At 65.7% G+C, this 25,480-nt stretch carries 18 protein-coding genes; 8 read left to right on the top strand and 10 right to left on the bottom strand.

Annotated elements, in window-relative coordinates; all coding sequences use genetic code 11:
* Positions 1 to 57: 57 nt before the first annotated feature.
* Positions 58 to 4,911, top strand: a complete 4,854-nt coding sequence (locus ABC728_RS18165) for an NAD-glutamate dehydrogenase (RefSeq protein ID WP_416620586.1) — start codon at positions 58 to 60, stop codon at positions 4,909 to 4,911.
* Between the two features lie 13 nt (positions 4,912 to 4,924).
* Here the strand turns inward: ABC728_RS18165 and ABC728_RS18160 are convergent, their stop codons facing one another.
* Positions 4,925 to 5,347 carry a YbaN family protein gene (locus tag ABC728_RS18160; RefSeq protein WP_416620587.1) on the bottom strand — a complete coding sequence of 141 codons (423 nt, stop codon included), beginning with the start codon at positions 5,345 to 5,347 and terminating at the stop codon, positions 4,925 to 4,927.
* A 207-nt stretch (positions 5,348 to 5,554) separates the two neighbouring features.
* Here ABC728_RS18160 and ABC728_RS18155 point away from each other — a divergent pair, with 207 nt between their 5' ends.
* Both ABC728_RS18155 and ABC728_RS18150 read left to right on the top strand, forming a co-directional pair.
* Positions 5,555 to 6,394, top strand: a complete 840-nt coding sequence (locus ABC728_RS18155) for an isopenicillin N synthase family dioxygenase (RefSeq protein ID WP_416620588.1) — start codon at positions 5,555 to 5,557, stop codon at positions 6,392 to 6,394.
* A 102-nt stretch (positions 6,395 to 6,496) separates the two neighbouring features.
* Positions 6,497 to 7,566, top strand: a protein-coding gene (locus ABC728_RS18150; protein WP_445376639.1) for an IS630 family transposase whose coding sequence is annotated in 2 segments (ribosomal slippage) — positions 6,497 to 6,986 and positions 6,986 to 7,566 — 1,071 coding nt in all. Because the reading frame shifts where the segments join, the coding sequence is not laid out codon by codon here.
* 202 nt (positions 7,567 to 7,768) lie between these two features.
* On the opposite strand, the gene ABC728_RS18145 is transcribed toward ABC728_RS18150, so the two are convergent.
* Positions 7,769 to 8,242: an OsmC family protein gene (locus ABC728_RS18145; RefSeq protein WP_416620590.1), complete on the bottom strand. Its 474-nt coding sequence runs from the start codon at positions 8,240 to 8,242 to the stop codon at positions 7,769 to 7,771.
* 133 nt (positions 8,243 to 8,375) lie between these two features.
* Entirely contained in the window at positions 8,376 to 9,206 is an 831-nt protein-coding gene (locus tag ABC728_RS18140; RefSeq protein ID WP_416620591.1) for a substrate-binding periplasmic protein, read from the bottom strand.
* A gap of 248 nt (positions 9,207 to 9,454) precedes the next feature.
* On the opposite strand from ABC728_RS18140, the gene pyrC reads away from it, so the two are divergent.
* Positions 9,455 to 10,519 (top strand): dihydroorotase, encoded by a 1,065-nt coding sequence (gene pyrC, locus ABC728_RS18135; RefSeq protein ID WP_416620592.1) that lies wholly within the window; start codon positions 9,455 to 9,457, stop codon positions 10,517 to 10,519.
* A gap of 85 nt (positions 10,520 to 10,604) precedes the next feature.
* Positions 10,605 to 11,279, top strand: coding sequence for an orotate phosphoribosyltransferase (locus tag ABC728_RS18130; protein ID WP_416620593.1), 675 nt, complete (start codon positions 10,605 to 10,607; stop codon positions 11,277 to 11,279).
* A 22-nt stretch (positions 11,280 to 11,301) separates the two neighbouring features.
* Here ABC728_RS18130 and ABC728_RS18125 read toward each other — a convergent pair whose 3' ends face one another.
* Both ABC728_RS18125 and ABC728_RS18120 read right to left on the bottom strand, forming a co-directional pair.
* Complete coding sequence (locus tag ABC728_RS18125; protein ID WP_445376638.1) at positions 11,302 to 11,913, bottom strand: hypothetical protein; 612 nt, start codon at positions 11,911 to 11,913, stop codon at positions 11,302 to 11,304.
* 317 nt (positions 11,914 to 12,230) lie between these two features.
* On the bottom strand, positions 12,231 to 13,949 hold the full coding sequence (locus ABC728_RS18120; protein ID WP_416620595.1) for a methyl-accepting chemotaxis protein: 1,719 nt from the start codon (positions 13,947 to 13,949) through the stop codon (positions 12,231 to 12,233).
* Positions 13,950 to 14,440: 491 nt separating this feature from the next.
* On the opposite strand from ABC728_RS18120, the gene ABC728_RS18115 reads away from it, so the two are divergent.
* A complete protein-coding gene (locus ABC728_RS18115) occupies positions 14,441 to 14,758 on the top strand; it encodes a hypothetical protein (RefSeq protein WP_416620596.1) in 318 nt (105 codons plus the stop codon).
* A 43-nt stretch (positions 14,759 to 14,801) separates the two neighbouring features.
* Here the strand turns inward: ABC728_RS18115 and ABC728_RS18110 are convergent, their stop codons facing one another.
* Both ABC728_RS18110 and ABC728_RS18105 read right to left on the bottom strand, forming a co-directional pair.
* Positions 14,802 to 16,082: a serine hydrolase domain-containing protein gene (locus ABC728_RS18110; RefSeq protein WP_445376637.1), complete on the bottom strand. Its 1,281-nt coding sequence runs from the start codon at positions 16,080 to 16,082 to the stop codon at positions 14,802 to 14,804.
* 24 nt (positions 16,083 to 16,106) lie between these two features.
* On the bottom strand, positions 16,107 to 16,493 hold the full coding sequence (locus ABC728_RS18105) for an RT0821/Lpp0805 family surface protein (RefSeq protein WP_416620598.1): 387 nt from the start codon (positions 16,491 to 16,493) through the stop codon (positions 16,107 to 16,109).
* A gap of 358 nt (positions 16,494 to 16,851) precedes the next feature.
* Here ABC728_RS18105 and ychF point away from each other — a divergent pair, with 358 nt between their 5' ends.
* The gene (gene ychF, locus ABC728_RS18100) at positions 16,852 to 17,949 is read left to right on the top strand and encodes a redox-regulated ATPase YchF (protein ID WP_416620599.1); all 1,098 of its coding nucleotides are present in this window, start codon (positions 16,852 to 16,854) and stop codon (positions 17,947 to 17,949) included.
* Positions 17,950 to 18,387: 438 nt separating this feature from the next.
* Complete coding sequence (locus ABC728_RS18095) at positions 18,388 to 20,265, top strand: autotransporter domain-containing protein (protein ID WP_416620600.1); 1,878 nt, start codon at positions 18,388 to 18,390, stop codon at positions 20,263 to 20,265.
* Positions 20,266 to 20,529: 264 nt separating this feature from the next.
* On the opposite strand, the gene ABC728_RS18090 is transcribed toward ABC728_RS18095, so the two are convergent.
* The 3 genes from ABC728_RS18090 to ABC728_RS18080 all read right to left on the bottom strand — a co-directional run bounded on the left by ABC728_RS18090 (position 20,530) and on the right by ABC728_RS18080 (position 25,472).
* Positions 20,530 to 22,902: an efflux RND transporter permease subunit gene (locus ABC728_RS18090; RefSeq protein WP_416620601.1), complete on the bottom strand. Its 2,373-nt coding sequence runs from the start codon at positions 22,900 to 22,902 to the stop codon at positions 20,530 to 20,532.
* A 41-nt stretch (positions 22,903 to 22,943) separates the two neighbouring features.
* The gene (locus tag ABC728_RS18085) at positions 22,944 to 23,912 is read right to left on the bottom strand and encodes a WD40/YVTN/BNR-like repeat-containing protein (RefSeq protein WP_416620629.1); all 969 of its coding nucleotides are present in this window, start codon (positions 23,910 to 23,912) and stop codon (positions 22,944 to 22,946) included.
* Between the two features lie 219 nt (positions 23,913 to 24,131).
* Positions 24,132 to 25,472, bottom strand: coding sequence for a DUF1329 domain-containing protein (locus ABC728_RS18080; RefSeq protein ID WP_416620602.1), 1,341 nt, complete (start codon positions 25,470 to 25,472; stop codon positions 24,132 to 24,134).
* Between the last annotated feature and the right edge of the window lie 8 nt (positions 25,473 to 25,480).

The following is a 25,480-nucleotide window of genomic DNA, read 5'->3' as shown; positions in this document are numbered from 1 at the left end:
TGCCGGGGCCGATCCATGGGCTCCGACAAGATACGGTGCCATAGTGGGAGATCAGTCATGGCGTTCAAGCTCGAACAGCGTAAGTCCGAGCTGTTGGAGCAGGTGGTCGCGAGGTTGCGTTCCCGCCTGTCGAAGGAAAAGGCCGGTCTGGCCGAGGCGTTTGTCAGGGCTTTCTACCGCAACGTGTCGCCCGACGACATGCTGCGGTCCACGGCCGATGAACTGTACGGTGCGGCGATTGCCATCATGCAGTTCGCCTGCATCCGGCGGCCCGGCGAAGCGCTGGTGCGGGTCGTGAACCCGCGCATGGACAGCGATGGCTGGCATGCCCACCACACGGTGGTGGAGATCGTCAACGACGACATGCCCTTCCTGGTCGACAGCGTGTCGGCGGAAATGAACCGCCGCGGCCTGACCGTACATCTGGTCGTCCACCCTGTCATACGCGCCACCCGCGATGCCAATGGCCGCCTGACAGCCATCTACACCGCCGAGGACGCACCCGCCGCGGCATTGCTGGAATCGGTGATGCATATCGAGGTGGACCAACGCACCGATCCGGCCGAGATCGAGGCCATCCGGGCCGGGGTCGCCACCGTGCTGGCCGATGTGCGCGCCGCCGTGGCCGATTTCCAGGCCATGCGCGCGCGCCTGGCCGACACGCTGGCCGCAAGCGAGCAATCCCCCCTGCCCCTTTCCTCCGAAGAAGTGAAGGAGGGCCTGTCCTTCCTGCGCTGGATGGACGAGGACCATTTCATCTTCCTGGGCGTGCGCGAATACCGGCTGGGCCGCGACAAGGATGAGGAGACGCTGGACATCCTGGGCGGTGAGGGGCTGGGCCTGCTGCGCGACGACGATGTCAGCGTCTTCGACGGGCTGCGCCATTTCTCCGCCCTGCCGCCGGAGGTCCGGGCCTTCGTGCGCCAGCCGCGCTTCATGATGGTGACCAAGTCCAACAAGGACAGCACGGTCCATCGCCGCGCGCCGCTGGACGCCATCATGGTCAAGCTGTTCAACACCAGCGGGGAGGAGATCGGCGAGCGCCTGTTCGTCGGCCTGTTCACCAGCACCGCCTATAACCGTTCGGCCCGCGACATCCCGTTCCTGCGCCAGAAGGTGAACCGCGTGCTGGCCCGTTCCGGCTTCGATCCGAGGGGCCATGACGGCAAGGCGCTGGTCCATATCCTGGAGACCTACCCGCGGGAGGAACTGTTCCAGATCGGTGATGACGAATTGAGCGACATCGCCAATGGCGTCCTGCATCTCCAGGAACGCCAGCGCATCGCCCTGTTCGTGCGCAAGGACCCGTTTGAACGTTTCGTTTCCGCATTGATCTATGTTCCCCGCGAACGTTACGATACCGATCTGCGCCGGCGCCTGCAGGCTCTGATCGAAAGGGCCTATGACGGCACCAGCACCCAGGTGAATGTCGCCCTGGCGGAAAGCGTGCTGGCACGGGTCCACCTGATCATCCAGACCACACCCGGCAAGCTGCCCGACGTGGATGTGGTCGAGCTTGAAAACCAGTTGATCGAAACGGCCCGCGGCTGGCGCGACCGGCTGACCCAGGCGCTGGTGGAGGAAAGGGGCGAGGCCACCGGCCTGGCGCTGGCCCGCAAATATGCCGGCAGCCTGCCCGCCTCCTACCAGGAAGCCTATACCCCCGATGACGCCGTGGTGGACATCGCGCGGGTGGAGCAGATCCTGTCCAGGGGCGGCATCGCGATGAACCTGTACCGGCCGGTGGAAGCCGACGCCGATCAGTTGTTCTTCAAGGTCTATCAGGCAGGCACGCCCGTGGAACTGTCCAAGGTGCTGCCCATGCTGGAGCATCTGGGCCTGCGCATCCTGGCCGAGGGCGGGCCGTTCGAGGTGGAGCTGGCCGGCGACACGCCCAACATCTTCATGCAGGATTTCGACATGCGCACAGCCGACGGCAGTGCCGTCGAACTGGACCGTGTGAAGGCCGCGTTCGAGGAGGCGTTCCTGCGCGTCTGGACGGGCCAGGCGCAATCCGACGGTTTCAACCGCCTGGTGCTGCTGGCCGGCATGGACTGGCGGGAGGTCACGGCCCTGCGCGCCTATGCCAAGTATTTGAAACAGGCCAAGTTCGACTTCAGCCAGGAATATATCGAAAACACGCTGGCGGCCCATGCCGGCATCGCCCGGCTGTTGCTGGACCTGTTCCGCATGAGCCATGATCCGGCACTGCTGACCCGGCTGGGCCGTGACGAGGTGGACACCCGGCGCAAGGGCCTGATCCTGGAGATCGACCACGCGCTGGACGATGTGTCGAACCTGGACGAGGATCGCATCCTGCGCCGGATGCTGAACATCATCCGCGCCACGCTGCGCACCAATTTCTTCCAGAAGGCCGGCGACGGCAAACCGAAATCCTATATCAGCTTCAAGCTGGACAGCGGTTCCATCGATGACCTGCCGCTTCCCCGCCCCTGGCGGGAAATCTGGGTCTACAGCCCGCGGGTGGAAGCGATCCACCTGCGCGGCGGCAAGGTGGCGCGCGGCGGCATCCGCTGGTCCGACCGGCGGGAGGATTTCCGTACCGAGATCCTGGGCCTGATCAAGGCACAGATCGTCAAGAACGCGGTCATCGTGCCCGTGGGCAGCAAGGGCGGCTTCGTCGTGAAGAACCCGCCGCCGGCCAGCGCCGGGCGCGACGTGCTGATGGCCGAAGTGGTCGAATGCTACAAGACCATGATGCGCGGCCTGCTGGACATCACCGACAACCTGCGCAACGGCGCGGTCGTGCCGCCGCATGACGTGGTGCGGCTGGACAGCGACGATCCTTATCTGGTGGTCGCCGCCGACAAGGGTACGGCCACCTTCTCCGACATCGCCAATTCCGTATCCCGCGAATATGGCTTCTGGCTGGACGATGCCTTCGCCTCGGGCGGGTCGGCCGGCTATGACCACAAGGGCATGGGCATCACGGCCCGCGGCGCCTGGGAGGCGGTGAAGCGGCATTTCCGCGAACGGGGCAAGGACATCCAGAACGAGGAATTCACAGTGGTCGGCGTGGGCGACATGTCGGGCGACGTGTTCGGCAACGGCATGCTGCTGTCCCGCCATATCCGCCTGGTCGCCGCCTTCGACCATCGCCACATCTTCATCGATCCCACCCCCGATGCCGCGACCGGCTGGGCGGAGCGCAAGCGGCTGTTCGACCTGCCGCGTTCCTCCTGGGCCGATTACGACACGACGAAATTGTCGCCGGGCGGCAGCATTTTCGACCGCAATGCCAAGTCGCTGCCGCTGTCGGCGGAGATCCGGGCCGCCCTGGACATCCAGGCCGAGCGCGTGACCCCGGCCGAACTGATGCGTGCCGTGCTGAAAGCCAAGGCGGAGCTGCTGTGGCTGGGCGGCATCGGCACCTATGTCAAATGCAGCGAGGAGACCAACGCCGACGCCGGCGACAAGGCCAATGACCCCATCCGCATCAATGGCCGCGAGCTGCGCGTCCAGGTCGTGGGCGAAGGGGCCAACCTGGGCTTCACCCAGCGCGGCCGCATCGAGGCGGCGCTGACCGGCATCGCGATCAACACCGATGCCATCGACAATTCGGCCGGCGTCGACACCTCCGACCACGAGGTGAACATCAAGATCCTGCTGCGCGACGTGATGGACAAGGGTGGCATGACGCGCGAACAGCGCGACGTGCTGCTGGCGGGCATGACGGACGATGTGGCCGCCCTGGTCCTGGCCGACAATTACAAGCAGACCCAGGCCCTGACCATCGCCCAGGCCGTGGCCGTGGAGACGCTGGAGGACCAGGCCCGCTTCGCGCGGTGGATGGAGAAGGGCGGCAAACTGTCCCGCGCGATCGAGTTCCTGCCCGATGACGAGGAGGTGGCCGCCCGCGCCAATGCCCGGCGCGGTCTGACCCGGCCGGAAATGGCCGTGCTGCTGGCCTATGCCAAGATCGACCTGTACGATCGGCTGCTGGCCTCCGACCTGCCCGACGACCCGGTGCTGGAACGCGACCTGATGCGTTATTTCCCCGACGCGCTGCGCGAAAGGTTCGGCGACGCCATCTGCCGCCACCAGTTGCGGCGGGAAATCATCTGCAGCTCCGTCACCAATGGCATGGTGAACCGCGTCGGCCCCACCTTCACCTGGGAAATGGTGGAACAGACGGGCCGCAGCGAGGGCGATGTCGCCCGCGCCTATCTGATCGTCCGCGACGCCTTCGGCCTGCGCGGATTGTGGGAAGCCGTGGAGGGGCTGGACACCAAGGTGCCGGCATCGGCGCAGACCGCCATGATGCTGTTCACGGGCCGGCTGATGCGCCGGGCCGTGCCCTGGGTGCTGGCCCACGGCGCCTATCCGCTGGACATCGCCGCGGAATGCGAGCGCCTGTCCCCCGTGGTCGGCGAACTGACGGGGCACCTGCCCGACGTGCTGTCGCCGACGGCCCTGAAATGGCTGGCGGAAACGGCGGGCAACTGGTCCAAGGACGGCGTGCCGGGCGACCTTACGCGCCGCGTCGCGGCCCTGCCCCTGCTGGCGGCCGCGACCGATATCGCGGAAATCGCGGTGGAGGTGGGCAGCGATGCCGCCGATGTCGCCAGCCTTTATTTCGATCTGGGCGACCGCCTGGGCCTGGAATATCTGCGCGAGCGCACGGCGGAGGTGAAGACGGAGAACCACTGGCAACGCCAGGCGGTCGCCGCCGCACTGGACGATCTGTTCAACCTGCAGGCCCGGCTGACGGCCCGTGTGCTGGCCCAGCCGCAGGACCAGGGCGACCGGTTTGAAAGCTGGGCCGGCCAGCGGCAGGGGCCGCTGGACCGCATCCAGTCGCTGCTGGCCGAACTGCGCACGGTGGCGCATCTGGACATCGCCATGCTGGCCGTGGCCGGACGACAGTTGCGCGGGCTGCTGGCGGGCTGATACCCGGCGGCGTTCAGGAAAGGGGCGGCCCGGCGACGGGTTGCCCCTTTTTCCTTTTCGGGGCGGGGCGCGTGGCGACGAAGGTCGCCGTGCAACACAGGATGCCGCCCACCACGACCGGCACCCAGGGGTTGGTCGCCGTCAGGAACACGATCAGCCAGGACAGGGACATGACGGCCACGGCCGCGATCTTGGCCCGGGTCGGGATGGCGCCCTGTTCGCGCCAGTCGCGCAACGGCGGGCCGAAGCGCGGATGATCCAGCAGCTTTTGCGCCTTTTCCGGATGGGACCGGAAATAGGCCCACAAGGCCACCAGCAGGAAGGGCGTCGTCGGCAATACCGGCAGCACCGCGCCAGCCATGGCCAGCGCCACGCAGACATAGCCAAGCGCCATGTAAAGGGGCCGCCAGCGGCTTTTTTCCTTCGGCTCGTTCATCCCGCCCGCCGCCAATCGCAAATCATTCGCAACATTTTGGCCTGGAAGGCGGATGGATGGCAAGGCTCCCCTGGCATCGGTGGCAGGTTATCGCACCGGGAGATAACCCGGCCGGGATGGCCGCACGCTATTGACGCCCGGCGGGGCTGCGTGATGATAGGGGGGCAACCATGCACCAAGAACCGCCAACACCAGGGCACATCCCCCATGTTCAACATCGCCACCGTGGATTTCCAGGCCCCCGACGCCGCCGGGCAGTTCACCCGTTCCATGCATGAGACGGGCTTCGCCGTGCTGCGCAACCATCCGATCGACACCGCCCTGATCGGGGAACTGTACAAGGTCTGGGCCGGCTTCTTCGCCGGTGACGACAAGTTCGACTACCGGTTCGATCCGGAAATCCAGGACGGCTATTTCCCCTTCAAATCGGAAAACGCCAAGGACAGCGCCGTCAAGGACCTGAAGGAATTCTACCATGTCTATCCGAACCGCCGGCTGCCGCCGCCAGTGAAGGGGGCGACGGACCGCATGTATGCCGACCTGCGGACCCTGGGCGACACCCTGCTGGGCTGGATACAGGCCAATGTGCCGGCCGCGGTGCGTGACGCCTTCTTCGAGCCGCTGCCCGGCATGATGCAGGGCTCCACCAGCACGCTTTTCCGCATCCTGCACTATCCGCCCATCGGCGAGGGGTATGAGCCGGGGGCCGTGCGCGCCGCCGCGCACGAGGATATCAACCTGATCACCCTGCTGGTCACGGGCAGCGAACCGGGGCTGCAGGCGCAGGACACGGCGGGCAACTGGCATGACGTGCCATGCGATGCCGGGATGATCGCCGTGAATGGCGGCGACATGCTGAAACTGGCGTCCAACAACTACATCCCGGCCACGCCCCACCGCGTCGTGAACCCGCCGCCCGAGCATAATGTGTCGCGCTATTCCATGCCCATGTTCCTGCACCCGCGGCCCGATGTCCGCCTGTCGGCCGACCTGACGGCGGGTGCGTTCCTGGATCAGCGCCTGCGGGAGATCGGGTTGAAGAAGTAATACCAACCCGCCGATGAAGTGACTCTCGTTGTGATATGGGAGATTCCCCTGACAGCGTGGCTGTGATTCCCTTATCGCGCATTTTGAGCGTTGGGGGTGGCGATGTCAGGGGCAATCAAGATTATCCGTGAAGGTTCGGATGCGGCGACGCTACGTCGGGAGGCGGTGGGGAGCCGGGATGCGAATGTGGCCCGCCGCCTTTTGGCGCTTGCCCTGATTGCGGAAGGCAAGACGCGGGAGGAAGCGGCTGCGGCTGCCGGCATGGATCGCCAGACGTTACGGGATTGGGTGCACCGCTATAACGCGGAGGGGATAGCCGGCCTGGCGGATCGTCGATCAAAGGGCCGGCCTGGGATTTTGTCCGCAGAACAACTGGAAGAGCTTGCCAGTTGGGTGCGCCAGGGCCCCGACCCGGAGAAGGATGGCATCGTTCGCTGGCGTTTGAGTGATCTGGCGATACGGATTTCTGATCGCTTTCACGTGGCAATCGCCGAAGGAGGGGTGGGCAAGATCCTGCACCGCCTGGGCTTCAGCCACATCTCAGCCCGACCGCGTCACCCGGGTCAGGACACGCAAGCCCTTGAGACGCATAAAAAAACTTCACCGCGCTGGTCGCCGATGTGATCCCGGAGCACGCAAGCGGCAAGCCGCTGGAATTGTGGTGGCAGGACGAGGCCCGCGTCGGGCAACAGGGAACGCTCACCTACGTCTGGGCCGACAAGGGCAGCCGGCCCCGCCAGTTAAAGGACACCCGCTATAGCTGGGCCTATATCTTCGGCGCTGTCTGCCCGGCACGCGATGTCGGTGCCGCCCTGGTCCTGCCCCGTGCCAACGCAGAAGCAATGAACAAGCATCTGGCTGAAATCGCCACTCAGGTCCAGCCGGGAAGCCACGCCGTTCTCATTCTCGACGGGGCCGGATGGCACCAGACAGGCGGAAGACTGAAGGTCCCCGATACTATCAGCATCCTTCATCTGCCACCCTATTGCCCCGAACTCAATCCCGTCGAAAATATCTGGCAGTACCTGCGCCAGAATTTCCTCGGAAACAGAATATTCAATGATTACAACGATATCGTTGATGCCTGCTGCAACGCATGGAACAGCCTCATCGCACAAACAGGGAAAATTCGACAAATCGCTTCAAGGCAATGGGCAACGGTCAATCATTAGGGAGATTGGTATAATACTATTTTGTGGTGATCAGAACCTATAGGTTCTGATCACCACCCTCAATCGCCGGCGCCCACATTCGTGGGCATGCGCCGGCGCCAACATTCGTTGGCTTGGCTCCGCCGCACGAGCGGTGCGGCGGCGGTCGCCGCCGCACCAACTAGCGATGAGTTCTACTCATCGCTAGTTGGCATAAGCCCTGTCAGCCCGTATGGAATTCCGGCAGGGCTTCCACGGGGAAATTCACCGACCGCGCGATGAAGCATTTCTCATGCGCGGTATGGTGCAGGTGGCGGGCCTTTTCCACATCGCTGCCGGGCGCCAGGGTCACGCGCGGGCGCAGCAGGACGCGCGTGAACTGCCCCTCCCCGCCCGGCAGTTCGCTCATCCAGCCTTCCGCCCGATCCTCATAGGCCGTGACGACGATACCGGCCCCCGCACACAGGCCCAGATACCAGAGCTTGTGACAGGCCGACAGCGAGGCGACCAGCAGATCCTCCGGGTTCCAGCAGGCCGCGTCGCCGCGGAAGCCAGGATCGGAAGAACCCTGGATGGCGGGCTTGGCCCCCGCCTCGATCCGGTGGGCACGGCTATAGGCGCGATAGCCGCTGGTCCCCGTCCCCTGATTGCCGGTCCAGGTGACGGTGACGGCGTAGTGATGTTCCTTGCCGGACATGCAGGACCCCTTCCCCTTGGTTCAGGGCGCGCCCGTCCGCAGGATGGCGGTGGTGGCGCCGCGCCGGCATGGTAACGCCCGCCGGCCCCGGCGTGCGGGGGCAATTGTGCAGGCCAGGACGGTGCCGGCCGCATCAGGGGCGGAAACGGTGCCCGCGCGCCGCCACCTCGGTCCGCATGTCGGGCAACGGCTTGTTGCGGGCCAGGATATCCGCATAGGCGGGACCGGCCAGCACCCGTTCATAGGCCGCTTCGAACATCCGCCGTTCCAGCGACGCGGCGAAGGGGCGGGAAAAGCCCATGTAGGAACGCTGGGCGGAGAGCGGCTGACCCGCCGGCAGCAGGCGGCTGCCCGGGCGCTCGGCCTGGAACCGGGCCACGGCCCGGGCATGGGCCGCCACCGCATCCAGCCGCCCCATCAGAAGCAGGTTCAACGCCAGGTCAACGGTCCGCACGATCTCCAGCACCGTGCCCGGCCGGCGTTCCAGGTCGCCCCCCACAGCCCAGCCCAGCGGGACGCCGATCAGCCGTGGTTCCTGTGATGGCAGGGGGGCGTCGCCCGGCGGCACCGACCGGAACAGCCACATCTGATCGACATAGAAATATTCCTGGCTGAACACCAGCCAGGTCGACCGTTCCGGCGTGTAATAGGGGCCGATCAGGATATCGGCCGCCGCCATCTCCACTTCCTTCTGGGCGCGCGGCCAGGGATATTGCTGGAACCGGCACTGAAGGCCGGCATCCCCGCAGGCCGCACGGGCCAGTTCGGCCCCGATCCCCCGCTCGCATGCCGGCCCGTCCGACACGAAGGGCAAGGGGCCGCACACGATTTCGACGGCAGGCCCTTCGGTCACAGGCTGCGGGCCGGCCCCATCCGGCGCCCCGGCAACGGTGGCCGGCTGCAACAGGATCGCCGCCAGCAGGACGGCCGGAAGGAACCGCCATGGGCGGCCGGGGACACGCATCAACGACACCTGCCATGAAGGGTGGTGGGAAATGGCGGGGCCCGCAGATGGCCGGACAGGTCCGAAGCCCGGCCGACGGATTGCAAGCCTATGAAGTTCCCGGCCGGCGGTCAACAACCCAGCCGCGCATCACCACCCCTCTTGCGGGGCCGCCCGTCCCCGGCGCAGGCCCGGCCTTCCACCGCAACGCTTGAGTGGCAGGGGCTTTGGCCCTAGACAATCCGGCAACTGCCAGGGGATCGAACGACATGACCGCGCCCGCACAGCCAGGCCCGCAGCGCCTGACCATCCATCGCCCGGACGATTGGCACCTGCATCTGCGCACCGGCGCCATGCTGCGCGCCGTGCTGCCGCATTCCGCAGCACAGCTTGGCCGTGCCATCGTCATGCCCAACCTGGTGCCCCCCGTCGTCACCGCCGCCCAGGCCGATGCCTATCGGGCGGAGATCATGGATGCCCTGCCGGCCGGCAGCGGCTTCCGGCCGCTGATGACGGCGTACCTGACCGACGGCACCGATCCCGATGACCTGGAAGCCGGGCACAAGGCCGGGATATTCACCGCCGTGAAGATGTATCCGGCCCATGCCACCACCAATTCCGCCCATGGGGTCACCGACCTGGACAAGGTGGCGCCGGCACTGGACCGCATGGCCAGGGTCGGCCTGCCGTTGCTGGTGCATGGCGAGGTGACGGACCAGAAGATCGACATTTTCGACCGCGAGGCGGTGTTCATCGATAGTGTCCTGCCCCGGATCATGGACCGGCACCCCGACCTGAAGATCGTACTGGAACATATCACCACGGCCGAAGGTGTGGCGGTGGTGCGCAGGCACGGACCAGCCGGCCGGCTGGCTGCCACCATCACGGCGCATCACCTGATGATCAACCGGTCCAGCATCTTCGCGGGCGGCATCCGCCCGCATCTCTACTGCCTGCCCATTGCCAAGCGGGAAACCCACCGGCTCGCCCTGCGCGAGGCGGCGACCTCGGGGGAACCCTGGTTCTTCCTGGGCACCGACAGCGCGCCGCACCCGGTCGGCGCCAAGGAAACGGCCTGCGGCTGTGCCGGCATCTATACCGCCGCCACCGCCATCGAACTCTATGCCCAGGTCTTCGACGAGGAAGGGTCGCTGGACCGGCTGGAGGCTTTCGCCAGCCTGAACGGCCCCGCCTTCTATGGGCTGGCCCCCAACGCAGACACCATCACGCTGGAGAGAAGCGGCCTGACCGTGCCCGACATCCTGGATGTCGACGGCCGCAACGCCGTGCTGCCCTTCCGTTCGGGCGAGCGTCTGGACTGGCGCCTCGTCTAATAGCCGTGCCCGTCGGCGCGGATACCGGGGTCAAGATCTCCCGGCCCCGGTTCAACCCGCCCCCACCCGTCCGCAGGAACATGCCATGATCGACGCCGCCACCGCCGCCACCCAGACAGCCCGCATCCTGATCGAGACCAAGTCGGTCCTGTTCAACGCGGAAAAGCCGTTCATCTTCACGTCCGGCCGCGCCAGCCCCGTCTATATCGATTGCCGCAAGCTGATCAGCTTTCCGCGCGCCCGGCGCTTCCTGATCAATGCGGCCAAGGATCAGCTTTGCCGCGAGGCGGGGTTCGAGGCGTTCGACGCCGTGGCGGGCGGCGAGACGGCCGGCATCCCCTATGCCGCCTTCATCTCCGACGCCATGGACCTGCCCATGCTCTATGTGCGCAAGAAGCCCAAGGGCTTTGGCCGCAACGCCCAGATCGAAGGGCAGCTGCTGGAGGGCCAGCGTGTGCTTCTGGTGGAGGATCTGGCCAGCGAGGGCGGATCGAAGATCAATTTTGTCAAGGCGCTGCGCGATGCCGGCGCCATCGTGGAGCATATCTGGGTCGTGTTCCATTACGGCATCTTCCCGCAGTCCGAACAGACCATGGCCGACATGGGCGTGAAGCTGCACGCCCTGGCCACCTGGTGGGATGTGCTGCGCGTGGCCCGCGAGGGCAATTACTTCGACAGTCACACCCTGTCGGAGGTGGAAAAGTTCCTGCACGCGCCGGAGGCCTGGTCGGCCGGCAATGGCGGCACGGAAAAGGCCTGATCCGGGTCCGGCAGGGGCAGCGTCAGCGGTCCAGCGTGTCCAGGGCGATATTGGCGGTCAGCACCCCGATGGGCCGGCCCGTCCACGGGTCGGTCAGCGTGATGCTGGCCGCGATGACGTAATCATCGGCCAATTCGTCGTAAGCGGGGGGTTCCACCAGTATCGCCCCCGGCCCGGCCGGCAGGGTTTCCATGAATTTCGGCTCATCGGACTGGTCATAATCGCTGGTCAGCCGGGTGGCGGCGATCAGCAGGCCGCGATCATCCATCAAGGCCAGGTCGGCCAGCAGACCGGCCAGCGGCAACCGCAGCAGAACCAGTTGCCGTGAGAGCGGCCCGCCCAGCACCTGATCCAGAAGGGGGCCCACACCCCTTTTGGCCTGCAGGCGCCACTGGTTGTCGCGCTCGGCGATCAGGGCCGGCGGCCAATCATCATTGCCGGCACTGGCGCTGCGTACCCCGTCCAGCAGGATGGGGTCGGCCAGCAGCACGGCCGCCAGATCCCGCAACAGCCCCTCGATCCGGGGCCGCTGGTCCGACAGGCTGACAGGATCGCCCGGGGCCTGGGCGGAGCCGCGGTGGCAGGCCACCGCCAAGGTCAGGACCGACATCGCCACCAGACCGATGAAGCGCATCTCCGCTCCTTTGCCGACGTACACCTGGCCTTCGCCGACGTGACCGTCGCAAGGCATTATACAGCGGCCAAAATCCTGACCGATGGTCAAGGTTTTCGGCACCTCAAGCGCCCGCGACCACATCCGCGGGCGCCGGCGCCCGCCAAGTGGCGTGTGACGGCAGTCGCCGCCGTACCAGCTTGCGATGAGTTCCACTCACCGGGATCTGGCATTAACCATGATCATAGCAGCATCGACCGGCTGCCACCGCAACGAAAAGGCCCCCATCCGGGTGGATAGGGGCCTGTTCGGAAAGGTTCAGCAATGATGCGGATGGATCAGGCGCTGCGCACCTGGGCCAGGAACCGATCCACGGTCTGACCCAGCATGCCGGACTGCCGGGCCATGTTCCGGGCCGCGGCCAGCATGTCCGTGGCCGACGAACCGGTCTGGTGCGCCACCTGTTCCAGGCTTTCGATGTTGCGGGTCACTTCCATCGTGCCCATGGAGGCCTGCTGCACGTTGCGGGCGATCTCCTTGGTGGCGGCGTCCTGTTCCTCCACCGCGCCGGCGACCATCTCGGAGATGTCGTTGATCTCCGCGATGGTGCGGCTGATGGTGACGATGGCGTCGACCGCCTCCTTGGTGGCGTCCTGCATCGTGGTGATCTGGCTGGCGATCTCCTCGGTGGCCTTGGCCGTCTGGTTGGCCAGGCTCTTGACCTCCGAAGCCACGACCGCGAAGCCCTTGCCGGCTTCACCGGCGCGGGCCGCCTCGATGGTCGCGTTCAGGGCCAGCAGGTTGGTCTGGCTGGCAATGTCGGAGATCAGCTTCACCACGTCGCCGATGGACTGGGCGCGCTGGGCCAGCGACTGGACGGTGCCGTTGGTCTTCTCGGCTGTCTTGGCGGCATCGCGGGCGATGCGGGCGGAGGTGTTGACCTGGTTGGAAATCTCGGCCAGCGAACCGGCCAGTTCCTCCGTGGCGCTGGCCACCGACTGCACATTGGCGCTGGCCTGCTGCGTGGCGGCGGCGACGGCACTGGTCTGGGCGCGGCTTTCCTCCGCCGAGGCGGACAGGCCCTCGGCCGTGGACTGCACTTGGCTGGAAGCGCCCGACAGTTCGGCCACGACACCCTTGACGGAGCTTTCGAAGTCGGACGCCAGCTTCTCCATGGCGGCCTTCTTCTCCACAGCGGCCTGACGCTCGGCCTCCTCCTGGCGGCGGCGCAGGTTGTCCACCTCAAGGGCATTGTCCTTGAAGACCTGCACCGACTGCGCCATGGCGCCGATCTCGTCACCGCGATGGATGCCGGGGACCTGAACGCTCAGGTCGCCGCCGGCCAGCTTCGACATCGCGCCCTGCATCTCCTTCAGCGGGCTGCCCACGATCTTGTGCAGCATCAGGACCAGGATGCCGATCAACACGGCCAGCACGATGATGGCGATGATCGAATTGCCCATGGCGGCCGACGAGATCGCCGACTGCACATTGGACCGGCTCCAGGCCACGGTCAGGGTGCCCACCTGGTCACGGTTGGCACCGGCCCGCACGGGGGCCTGCGCCACCAGGAAATTCCCCATGTCCAGAACCTTCAGTTCCGGCACCGCGTTGGGCAGTTTGGCCGAGGAGAAATCGAACCCGGGCACGCCGTCCGGCAGCGGCTTGTCCTTGGTCGGATACTCGATCAGCACGTCGCCATCGGCGTCCACGACCTTCACAGCCGACAGGCTGGTGCCGGGGGCATTGGCCAGATCGGCATAGGCATCGGCGATGGCATCGGCATTCTTGAACCGGACGGCAGCCGACATCTGGGCGGCCAGCATCTCGGTCACCTGGCTTTCCGAGCGCTTCGACAGTTCCAGCATGGCGCTGCTCATCGACGCGGCGCTGAGCCCGATCACCGCCCCGAGGCCGATGATGACCGGCACGGCAATGGAAAAGGCAATCTTGCGGCTGATGGACCAGTTGCCGAAAAGCGTGCCACGCCCCCCGGCCGCCCCCTTGGCGGGAGCCCCGGCCCCGGCCGGTCGCATAGTCCGATTGATGTTGCTCATCTGGCTGAACCTCTCCTGTCCTTAACTCCGCAAGCATAACCAGATACTTCGTCCGGGCTACCGCATGGGCGAAAACCAATTCATTCCCATTGTGCATTGCGGAACCCGGCGAAAGACCTCTCAAAACTTACCGCTTCCAGGCAAACGTCCGTTTGTATTGCATTTTATTAAAACGCCCACCCGGCCCGTCCGGTGGGGATTGCCCCTTGCCCAGCCGGCATACTTTCGCATAGGTATAACCGAGCTTGTAACGAAATTGTAGGCGTATCTACGACCGAAGTCGCAAGCGATCAGAAGCTGATCCGACCGAACGGGGGCGTCAACCCTTTCAACTGGGGAATGCCCGCGGATGGTTAAGGGAATGTTTATAGAATAGTGAGAAGTAAGCCCGGGGAGGGGCGCCGGCGGATTGTCATCGTCCGCTGCAAAAGCCAAAAACGAAGTCGGAAACTTGCTTGCAATCAGGCGGCAACGAAAAGATAGGGGCTTAGATGATGAACAAACTCATGGTGCCTGTGTCGGCTGTGGCGCTCCTGGTCCTGGCGGGAGCCGCGCAGGCGGAATGCGTGCTGAACGACCCGCCGGTGCTGCCGGACGGCGCCACGGCGCAGGAAGCGGAGATGGTCGCGGCACAGCAGGCCGTGAAGGCCTATGTCGCGGAAACGCAGGAATTCCTTTCCTGCCTGGAATTCGAAGGCCGTGGCCGGTCGGGTGGCGACTGGACACGCCGCTACAACGACGCTTCCAGCCGGATGGAGCGCCTCGCCGCTGAATTCAACAAGCAACTGCGCGCCTTCAAATCGAAGTGATCGGGACATCAGGGCCGGACGTCGACCGACGTCCCGCCTCGCCTCAAGGTGGCGGAGATGCGGCGGCCTCCCCCTCCAGGGGTGCCAGGGGTTCCACCGTGACCTTCGGAACGGCAGGCGGCTTGACGATGGGGGGCATGTCGATCTTGCCGTTCAGGTCCCTTGCCCGGCGGACGCTGAGCCCGTTCACCGACCGGAACTCCGCCGGCGGGGTGATGAGGGCCTTTGACACCAGGTTGGGCAGGGCCAATTCGTCCCAGTCCGCCGCAGCCGGCCCCAGCCGCAGGATCACCAGTTCCCGCCCCCTGGACACATAAAGCCGGGCCCCGTCCTCCCCCGACCAGAAGATCGTGTCACCATCGGTGAAGGGTTTCCTGGCACCGTTGCCATTCTTCGCCTCGAACGGCCAGGCCATCCGGGTGCGCAGCCCGTCATGGCGCGAATGGGGGATGGGCCGTTGCATCTGGTCCAGCCAGGGGGCCGGCACCAGGGCCGTATTCCCCGCCATCCCGCCTTCCAGCAACAGCAGGCCGGGGCGCAGCCAGTCCCGCGCCGTGGCCCGCACGCAGCATTGCAGATAGGCCGCCCCGTCCCCCGAACCTGCCGCCAGCAGGCCCGGCCGTGCCCCAAGGGGCCGCCACAGCCGCTCCGACAGATAATCGGCCACGGGCACGCCGGCCGCGCGGGCCAGCACGATGCCCAGCACCTGCATTTCCACGCCGTGCGGTTCGAACCGGCTTCCCGGTTCCGCCACCAGGCGGGCCGACAGGGTCCAGGCGATGGCATCGGGGCCCGGCGGCGCCTCCGGCGCGTCCAGGCCGCTGGTGCCTTCCAGCAACTGGCGCAGGGTCACGCGGCCGCGGTCGTCACCGGCCCATTCCGGCAGCCAGGCGGCGATGCCGGTTTCCAGCCCCGGCACCACGCCGTCGCGCTGGGCAAGGCCGGTCAGCAGCGTCATAAGGCCCGGCACCAGGCCCGTACCGTCCAGCATGTCGCCAGCCTGGACGCCGGGGGCATAGATCTCAAGCTGCAGGGCGCCGGCGTGCCAGACCAGCAATGCCTTGCTGTTGCTGGCCGTCGCAAAATCGCGGATGGATTTCAGCCCGTCGGCGGAAAAGGCCTGATCGGGATCCCCCATGGGCAGGACAGTGCCCGAGCCGGAGGGCAGCGGCAGGTCGACCAGGGGCCCGACCGCTTTCTCCGGCAGCAGGATGCCGGCCGGATCATCCGTCCCCGGCCCCGTGTCCCGAGCGCCCAGCCACAGGACGGCGGCCAGGGCCGTGGTGGCGAACAGGGCGGCGGCGATCAGGTAGGGGCGGCGCATGGGGCCTCCGTCGGCTGTGCCCCGTCAGGAGCCGTGGCGATACAGAGGATAGTCCCGCGCCTGCACCACCTCCCAGACCCCGTCGGGCTGCCGGCAGAAGAAGCCGGTGGCGTGCTGGTACATCTCCTCCAGGATGACGACGGAATGGAACTCCCGGCACGGGCGGTTCTGTCCGTCATAACCGTCGCGCAGCACCTTCACGGAACCGCGCTTGCCCGTCAGCGGGTTGGCCCAGCCCACGGGAACATCAACGGGCTTGCCGCCCAATTCACGCAGCGCGCCCTGGAAGCCGGCAAGATCGCTGTCCTCCATCACGATGCTGGTCGGCTTGGGCGGCGGGGCCGGCGCCTCCACCACGGGCGCCGGGGGGGCCGGCGGCGGCTTCGTCTGACATCCGGCCAGTATCAGCATCAGGCAAATCGTTCCCAGGTGCCGCTTCATGTTCCAACCCGCTGTAGGATCCGTCCTCGAGATGGCTCTCTAGTGCCAAACCCCGGGGGACCTAGGCAAGGGCGAACCCGCGCCCCGCTGATCATTTGGCCCGGCAAAATGGCGGAAGCGTGGCGGCGGGCGGGCCGGCACATGGCGTTCCCGGCCAGTGCCGGCTTGGGACGGGATGCCATACCGGCCGGTGACGGCCGGTGACGGGATGCCATACCGGCCGGTGACGGCCGGTGACGGGATGCAATGCGCCCCCGTCATTTGCATTCCGGGCCGGGATCGCCCATAACCGGGACCAGATCGGAACCTTCCAGCGAAGCATCATCCCATGGGATTCAATTGCGGTATCGTCGGCCTGCCCAATGTCGGCAAGTCCACCCTGTTCAACGCGCTGACCAGCACGGCGGCGGCCGAGGCCGCGAACTATCCCTTCTGCACCATCGAGCCGAATGTCGGCCGGGTCGGCGTGCCCGATCCGCGGCTGGACAAGCTGGCGGAGATCGCCAAGTCGCAGAAGATCATCCCCACCCAGCTTGAGTTCGTGGACATTGCCGGCCTGGTGCGTGGAGCGTCCAAGGGCGAGGGGCTGGGCAACCAGTTTCTGGCCAATATCCGCGAGGTCGATGCCATCGTCCATGTGCTGCGCTGCTTCGAGGATGGGGACATCACCCATGTCGAAGGCTCCATCGACCCCGTCCGGGACGCCGAGACGGTGGAGACGGAGCTCATGCTGGCCGACATGGAAAGCCTGGAGAAGCGCCTGCCGCCGCTCCAGAAGAAGGCCAAGGGCGGGGACAAGGAGGCCAAGGCCCTGTCCGACCTGATGGAGCGCGTGCTGGCCGTCCTGCGCGACGGCAAGCCCGCCCGCACCGTCGAGGTGGCCAACGAGGAGCGCGACGCCTTCAAGCAGATGGCGCTGCTGACCGGCAAGCCCGTCCTTTATGTCTGCAACGTGGAGGAAGAGAAGGCCGGCACGGGCAATGCGCTTTCCGAGCGGGTGGCCGCGATGGCCGCCGGCCAGGGCGCGGGCAGCGTCGTCATCTCCGCCGCGATCGAAGCCGAACTGTCCCAGCTTTCGGCCGAAGACAAGCTGGATTACCTCCAGTCCCTGGGTCTGGAGGAGCCGGGACTGAACCGGCTGATCCGCGCCGGCTATTCCCTGCTGGGCCTGCTGACCTTCTTCACGGTCGGCCCGAAGGAGGCACGCGCCTGGACCGTGCGCAAGGGCGCCAAGGCACCGGAAGCCGCCGGCGTCATCCATACCGATTTCGAGCGCGGCTTCATCAAGGCCGAGACCATCGACTACAACAGCTATGTCACGCTGGGGGGCGAGGTCGGGTGCAAGGAAGCCGGCAAGATGCGCATGGAAGGCAAGGAATATCTCGTGCAGGACGGCGACATCTTCCATTTCCGCTTCAACGTCTGATCTCCCTCCTTCCGGCCTTCCCTTGCGCATGGAGGGTTATACGTATCTGCATTGATCAAGACCCTGTGGTCCTGATCAATGCGGCCCTCATGCATCGGGCGCCGCCATCCGGCCACTTGGCTCACGCTGGCTCACGCGCATGGGCGCGCGGGCGCTCAGCGCGCCAACCGGGGCGCCAACCGGGTTGCGATGAGCTCCACTCACCGCAACTGGGTATTACCTCTCCAGAGTCAGCCCGGAAAGGCGGCATTCACATGCGAATGCCGCCTGTCGCCGTTCGGGTTGTGTCAAGAAGGCCGCAATCACCGGAATAATGCGCGCGCGGGCCCTGCTTCCCTAACGTCACCCCCTTTCACTGTCCGTGGGCTTTGGATACCGTTGGTGCGTGCAGAAACGGGCGCACATGAACGCAGCCCGGACTGTGGGAGGAATGATTTGATGACCAACCGTCTTCTCGGCGGCACCGCTGTGGCCGCCATCCTGTCCCTGTCCGCCTTTGCCGGCGCCACGACCGTTGCCCAGGCGCAACTGGCCGATGTCAATTCCATGATCGTCTTCGGCGACAGCCTGAGCGACACGGACAACCTGAAGAACCTGGACCCTGCCAGCCGGCCGGGCGCGCCTTATGTGAACGGCCGGTTCTCCAACGGTCCCGTCTGGGCCGAGACGCTTTCCGCCACGCGGGGCTGGACCCTGGACGGCCGTGCCTATGGCGGTGCGCGGGCCACCCGCAACACCCCCATCGACCTGACGGCGCAGGTGAGCGCCTATCTGGCCGGCGGGCGCACCATTTCCGCCAACAGCATGGTTGGCATCTGGATCGGCGGCAATGACTACATCGCCGTGCTGACCCAGCCGCAATCGAACCCGACCGCCGCCGCGCAGGCCGCCATCGCCGCCACGGCGGGCGCCATCACGACGCAGGCCGGCCGCCTCTACAGCGCCGGCGCGCGTCAGTTCGTGCTGGTCAACCTGCCGCCGCTGGGCTCCATCCCGCTGACCAGCGGCCTGTCGGCCAGCGACAAGGCCGCCGCCAATACGGTGGCCGACCTGCATGCCGAAGCCATCCGCGCCGCCGCCGGGGCCCTGCGCCAGCAGGGGGCCACGGTGACCGTGGTCGATGCCAAGGCCCTGTTCCAGGACATGCTGGCCAACCCGTCCACCTATGGCTTCAACAATATCACCGTTCCCTGCTATGCCCCGCTGGGGCCGGGGGGCTCGCTGGTGCCCACGGGTGCCTGCGCCACGGCGGCGGGGGCCGCGGGCTCCGTCTTCTTCGACGCGCTGCACCCGACCACGGCCGCCCATAATGTGGTGGCACAGTTCGCAGACGGCACCCTGTCCAGTGCGTTCGAGGCACCGGCCGCCCTGGCCACCAGCACGGAAGCCGCCCAGCGCCTGATGGATCTGGCCAATGACGGGCTGTCGGCCCGAATGGCCGGTGCCCGCACGGGTCAGGCCTCCGTCAATGTCGTCGGCGCGCAGGCCGGACAGGATGGCCGGTTCGGCCTTTTCAGCTTCGGCAGCTATCTGACCGGTGACCGCAAGCCCGTGCGCGGCCAGCTCGGCTATGATTATGACGGCTTCAATGCCGGCCTGGGCATCGACTATCAGGTCGACCAGCATGTCATCGCCGGCGTGGCCGTCAGCTATGGCAAGATCAACCTGGATACGGACGGCAATTATTCCAGCCTGGACGCCAAGGCCGTCAACCTGACCACCTATGTCACGGCCGCCATGGACGCGATGTGGGTCGATGCGGCCCTGTCCTACAGCTTCGATGATTACAAGTCCGACCGCATCACGCGGTTCAGCCCCTATCCCACCGCCCACAGCGACTTCAAGGGCAATACCTATGCCGTATCCGGCACGGTCGGCTATACGCCCGTGGCCGGCAGCTTCGCCATGGGTCCCGTTGTCGGCCTGCGCTACGCCAAGACTCGGGTGGAAGGGTTCAGCGAGACCGGCGGCGGCCCGCTGGCCCTGCGCTGGGATGATTTCGATGCCGAGAGCCTGGTGGGCAGCATCGGCGGCCAGATCAGCGGCGTGGGCACCAGCTTCATCCCGCAGGTCCGGCTGGCTTACGAATATGAAATGAAGGGCGACACGCGGGCCATCACGGGCCACTTCGCCAATGGTGAACTGGTCGGCACCGATCCGGGTGCCGGCAAGCGCGGGCATCTGGCCATCGGGGCCGGACTGGTCCATGAGACGGCGGACAATGTCGCGGTCTCGCTGGGCTATGTCGGGCGCTTCGCGGCCGGTGGCGACCGCAGGGACCATGCGCTGTCGGCGCATCTCAAGATCGGCTTCTGAGGGACAGGCGACAGGCTCAGATAGCCAGGGGCCGCGGCGGGCAACCGTCGCGGCCCTTTTTTCATGGCCGGTTCCCGCCCTGCCGTTTCCTTCCCTGCGGTGCTGATCACGGTTCGGGAAGGGTGGGGGCTCGGGGAGGGTGGGCAACGGACAAAGCTCAAAAAAAACCCTGGCGACGGCAGTGCCGGATCGCCAGGGCCAATCCCCCCAACCCGATAACCGTCGGCACCCCACCTGCCGACGATCCGGGACCAGGATCGAGGATCAGTGCGCCGCGTAGGTCCGCTTGGACGCGCGACGCACCTCCGCCTCATATAGTTTCGGGAAAATCTTGTAGAGCAGCGCCGCCACGGCCGGCAGCAGCACGATGGCGCCGATCATGTTGGCCAGGAAGATGAAGGTCAGCAGCACGCCCATATCGGCCTGGAACTTCAGGTCGGAGAAAATCCAGGTCGCCGTGGCCACGGCCAGCGTCAGGCCCGTGAACAGCACCGAACTGCCGGTCTCCTGCAAGGTGCGGTAATAGGCCTCCGCGAAATTCAGCCCGTGCTTCAGATAGCTTTGCAGGCGATTGAAGATATAGAGCCCGTAATCCACGCCGATGCCAACGCCCAGCGCTGCCGCCGGCAGGGTGGAAATCTTCAGCCCGATACCAAGCCATGTCATCATCGCGTTGCACAGGATCGACACGACGATCAGCGGCAGCACCGCAGCCAGCGAGCCGACGACCGACCGGAAAGTGATCAGGCAGAACGTGATGACAGTGACATAGACCAGCAGCAGCATCGGCTTTTCCGCCGACATCACGGCCTGGTTGGTGGCGGCCATCACGCCGACATTGCCGGTGGCCAGGTTGAACGCCACCGTCTCCGACGGGTTGTCCTTCTTGTACTGTTCGACGGCATCAACGATGCGCTGGATGGTGCCGGCCATGTGATCCTTGGTGAAGATCATGACGGGCATGACGGAACAGTTGGAATTCAGCAGCCCGGTGGATGTCTCGATGGGCGTCACGGACCGCACCAGCACCTGGGAATTGCGGGGCAGCACGCGCCAATTCAGGTTGCCCTCGTTCCAGCCCGCATTCACCACCTTCATGGCCGTGGCCATGGACATGGCGGACTGCACCCCCTCCACATTGGAGATGGCCCAGGTGAAATCGTCGATCTGCTTGATGATGTCGTAATCGATGCAACCATCATCCTTGGTTTCCGCGATGACCTGGATGACGTCCACACCGATGGCGAATCGATCGACGATCAGTTGCGCATCCTGATTGTAACGGCTGTCGGGCCAAAGTTCGGGCACGCCCGCCTCGGTATCGCCCACCGTCATATGCCGCTGTTCCCAAGCGGAGAAGCCGAAAATGGCCAGGCCGATCAGCACCATGATCGAAGCGCCCTTGGGCCGCGCGAAGGCGGCGAGCCAGCCCCAGACACGGTCGAACCGGTCCACCTGCCCCGCCACACGCGACTGATACTTCGTCCCCAGCGGCAGATAGGACAGAACCACGGGCAGCACCCACAGATGGGTGATGATGATGATGATCATGCCCACCGACGCCGCGACGGCCAGTTCCTGGATCATGCGGATCTGGATGATCGCGATGGTCAGGAAGGCCAGGGCATCGGTGAACAGGGCCGAGGCGCCGGGCACCAGAAGCCGTTCGAAGCTGGTCCGCGCCGCCGTATAGGCGTCCGCCCCCTTGCCCATTTCCTGCGAGATGGTGCCGACATTCTGCACGCCGTGCGAAATGGCGATGGCGAACACCAGGAAGGGAACCAGGATGGACAGAGGGTCGATGCCATATCCCAATATGACCAGCAGCCCGAACTGCCAGATCACGGTGCAGAGCGAGATGCCCAGCATGGCAAAGGTCAGCATCCAGCTTTTGCCATAGCCGTAAACCAGAACGGCCGTGATGACGAAGGCGATGCCGAAGAACATCACCACGCTCGCGGCGCCATCTGCGATGTCGCCCATGGCCTTGGCAAAGCCGATGATATGGACCTGGATCCGGTCATCCTCGTACTTCTGGCGGATATCCTCCAGTTGCTTGGCGACCGCCATGTAATCCAGCTTCTCGCCTGTGCGCGGGTCGGTTTCCACCAACTGCACACTGACCAGGGCCGCCGTGAAATCCTCCGCCACCAGACGCCCGACCTGTCCCGATTTCAGGACATTCTCACGCACGATGGGCAGCCATTCCGGCGTCGGCTGGAACTCGGCGGGAATGACGTTGCCGCCCGCGAACCCGTCCTCCACGATCTCGATGAAACGGACATTGGGCGTGAAGATGCTGGTCACGCTGGCCCGGTCAACGCCGGGAACGAAAAACACCTCGTCCGTGACCTGTTTCAGCCGGGCCATGAATTCCGGCGTGTAGATATCCCCTTCCTTCACCGACAGGGCCACCAGCACGCGGTTGGCGCCCCCGAATTCCTTCATGTGCTTGGTGAAGGTCTGCATATAGGGATGATCGAGCGGCAGGGTCTTCTCGAACCCGGCATCGACGCGCAGCTTGGCGCCCTGCCAGCCCATGAAGGCGGTCAGGATCGCGAACACGACCAGTACCAGAAGCCGGTACCGGAAGGTCCATTTTTCAAGCCGGAACAGGAAGGACGGGGATTGGGACATATCGCTTCGCCTTGGGCATCAAGGGATCGGGTCGGGCGGGATCAGGGATTGGCCGTGAGCGGGCCCGCTTCCCCAAGCAGGATGACCTGGCCACCGGCGGCCTGAATGACATCCGCCAGACCGACACGGTCGGGGCGCTGGATGCCGGAGAAGGTGCGGCCGCCATCCTTGCTGGTCAGCACAGTGCCCTGGGCGCCCACCAGCACGACCGAACCATCGGCCAGCACGGCGCCACCCATCAGGCCCGCCGTGGTGCCGCTGTCGATGGCGGTCCAGGTCTGGCCGGCATCATCGGTGCGCAGGATGTTGCCCTGCAGGCCGTAAACGAGAAAGCTCTGCGGTCCCAACGCCAGCGCATCGAAGAAGGAACCATCATAGGGTGCCGCCAGCGGGGTCCAGGTGGCGCCGGCATCCGTGCTGACCAGCGTCGTTCCCGCCTCCCCTGCAATCAGCCGGCTTTCGGGGGTCGGCGCGACGATGGCATTGAAATGGAAATCACTGTCGCTGATCATCCGGCTTTCCCAGGTGGCACCGCCATCGGCCGTCTCCAGGTACAGGCCATAGGCACCGACGGCGATCCCGTGCCGGCCATCGGCACTGAACAGCACATCCATCAGCGGCTGCTCCAGCTCGGGCTCGGCATACTGGACCTGCCAGGTCTCGCCAGCATCGGCGGTGTGCAGGATGACGGCATCGTGCCCGACGGCCCAGCCCTGCCGATCGTCGGCAAAGGCAACACCGGTCAGGGCGGCATTGGCCGGCACCGCGACCTGTCGCCATGACGCACCATTGTCATCGGACAGCAGGATGTGCCCGCGCTCGCCCACGGCAACCAGCCGGTCCCCCGCCCTGGCAGCCCCCAGGATCAGCGAATGCACCGCCAGCGGCGCCATGACGGCCGGCCGCAGGGCCGGTATCCTGGCCTCCTGCGCGGCGGCGGGCAGGAGGCCGGCAGCCAGCAGGCAAAGGCCGCCGGCCAGAAGCCGGGTGACAAGGGGGACACACACCATTTCGCTCACCGAACCTTGCTGGACAGGGTTACCCATGGATGCTCACAGAAGCATCGAAAGGATTCCAGACTTAAAAACCGGAAATTGCCGGCGCCCAACGCTTCATGACCGTGACGATGACGGCGCGTTGCAGCAGGCCGTCGGGCGACGGCTAAAATCAAAGAGACGGCAAAGGGCCGACCGGTTTCACGACCGGCCGGCCCCCTATCCGAGCCTTGATCAGCGCACGCCGGCCCGGCGCAGGCTGTCGGGCGAGAAGTCGGCGTCCGTCAGGCTGGCATCGAACTTGTACGGCGGCTCCTGATTGTCCAGGCCGATCAGCGTGTAGCGGCCGGACTGCAGGTCATAGAGCGTGTCCAGCGTCGACCAGAAGACATTCGCGGAATAATACTGGACCGGGTGGGTTTCACCCACGCGCCACATCTCGCCACGGGCATCCAGATGGTCGGCAACCAGGATCTGCCAGCTATCCTCGTCGATATAGAAGCGGCGCTTGGCATAGATGTGGCTGGTGCCCTGCCGCAGGGTCGCTTCCACCACCCAGACGCGGTGCAACTCGTACCGGGCCAGGTCCTGGTTGATATGGCCGGGCTTGATGATGTCGTCATACCGGGTGTCGGCCGAATGCAGCTTGTAGGAATTGTACGGTACGTACATTTCCTGACGGCCGACCAGCTTCCATTCATACCGGTCCGGCGCACCGGAATAGACGTCGAAATTGTCGGTGGTGCGCAAACCGTCCGACGCCGTGCCGGGATTGTCATAGGCAACGTTGGGCGCGCGGCGCACCCGACGCTGGCCGGGATTATAGGTCCAGGCCGACCGCGGCTCCTTCACCTGGTTGATGGTCTCATGCACCAGCAGGATTTCGCCGGCCAGACGGGCCGGGCTGACCACCTCCTGCAGGAAATAGAGCGAAGTGTTGTTCCGGGTGCCGCCGGGCGCCTGGTATAGATACTTCACCTTCTCTTCCAGCATGATCAGCGTGTAGCTGCCATTGACCTGGGGATTGGCCTGGCCCACGCGGCGCACCGTCGCCGCCTCGCCGCGATAACGCAGCAGGTGGTTCCAGACGGCTTCCACGCCTTCCTTCGGCACGGGGAAGGGAACGCCTTCCTTGGCACCTTCCACGCCGTTGCCGCCATCGGCCAGCTTGGCCCGGCTGGCATTGGCGATGGTCTCGTCATAGATGCGCTGGGGCAGGGCTGCCGTGCGGCGCGTCTGATAGACGTTCATCTTGTAGTCGGGATAGCGCTTCAGAAGGGCCTTCAGACCTTCCGGCAGCTTATCCTCATACTGCGCCATGTTGGCACCGGTGATGGTGAACAGCACCTTGTCCTGCGGGAACGGATCGACCTCGATCGTTCCCTGCTTCCAGTTGGCGGGCGGCGTGGTCAGACCGCCGGTCCATTCGGGGATGGAGCCATCGGCGTTGCCGGCCTTGATGGCCCCCATCGGGGTCAGGGTCTTGCCCAGATCGGCGGCGCTCTGCGCCAGGGCGGGAAGGCTGAAGGCCAGGGCGACGACGCCACCCAGCAGTACGGATTTCATGCGGAACATGCGTTTCC

This window comes from Niveispirillum fermenti, assembly GCF_052474395.1.
Note: the sequence above shows the minus strand (reverse complement) of the source record. Positions and strands in the feature narration are given on the sequence as shown.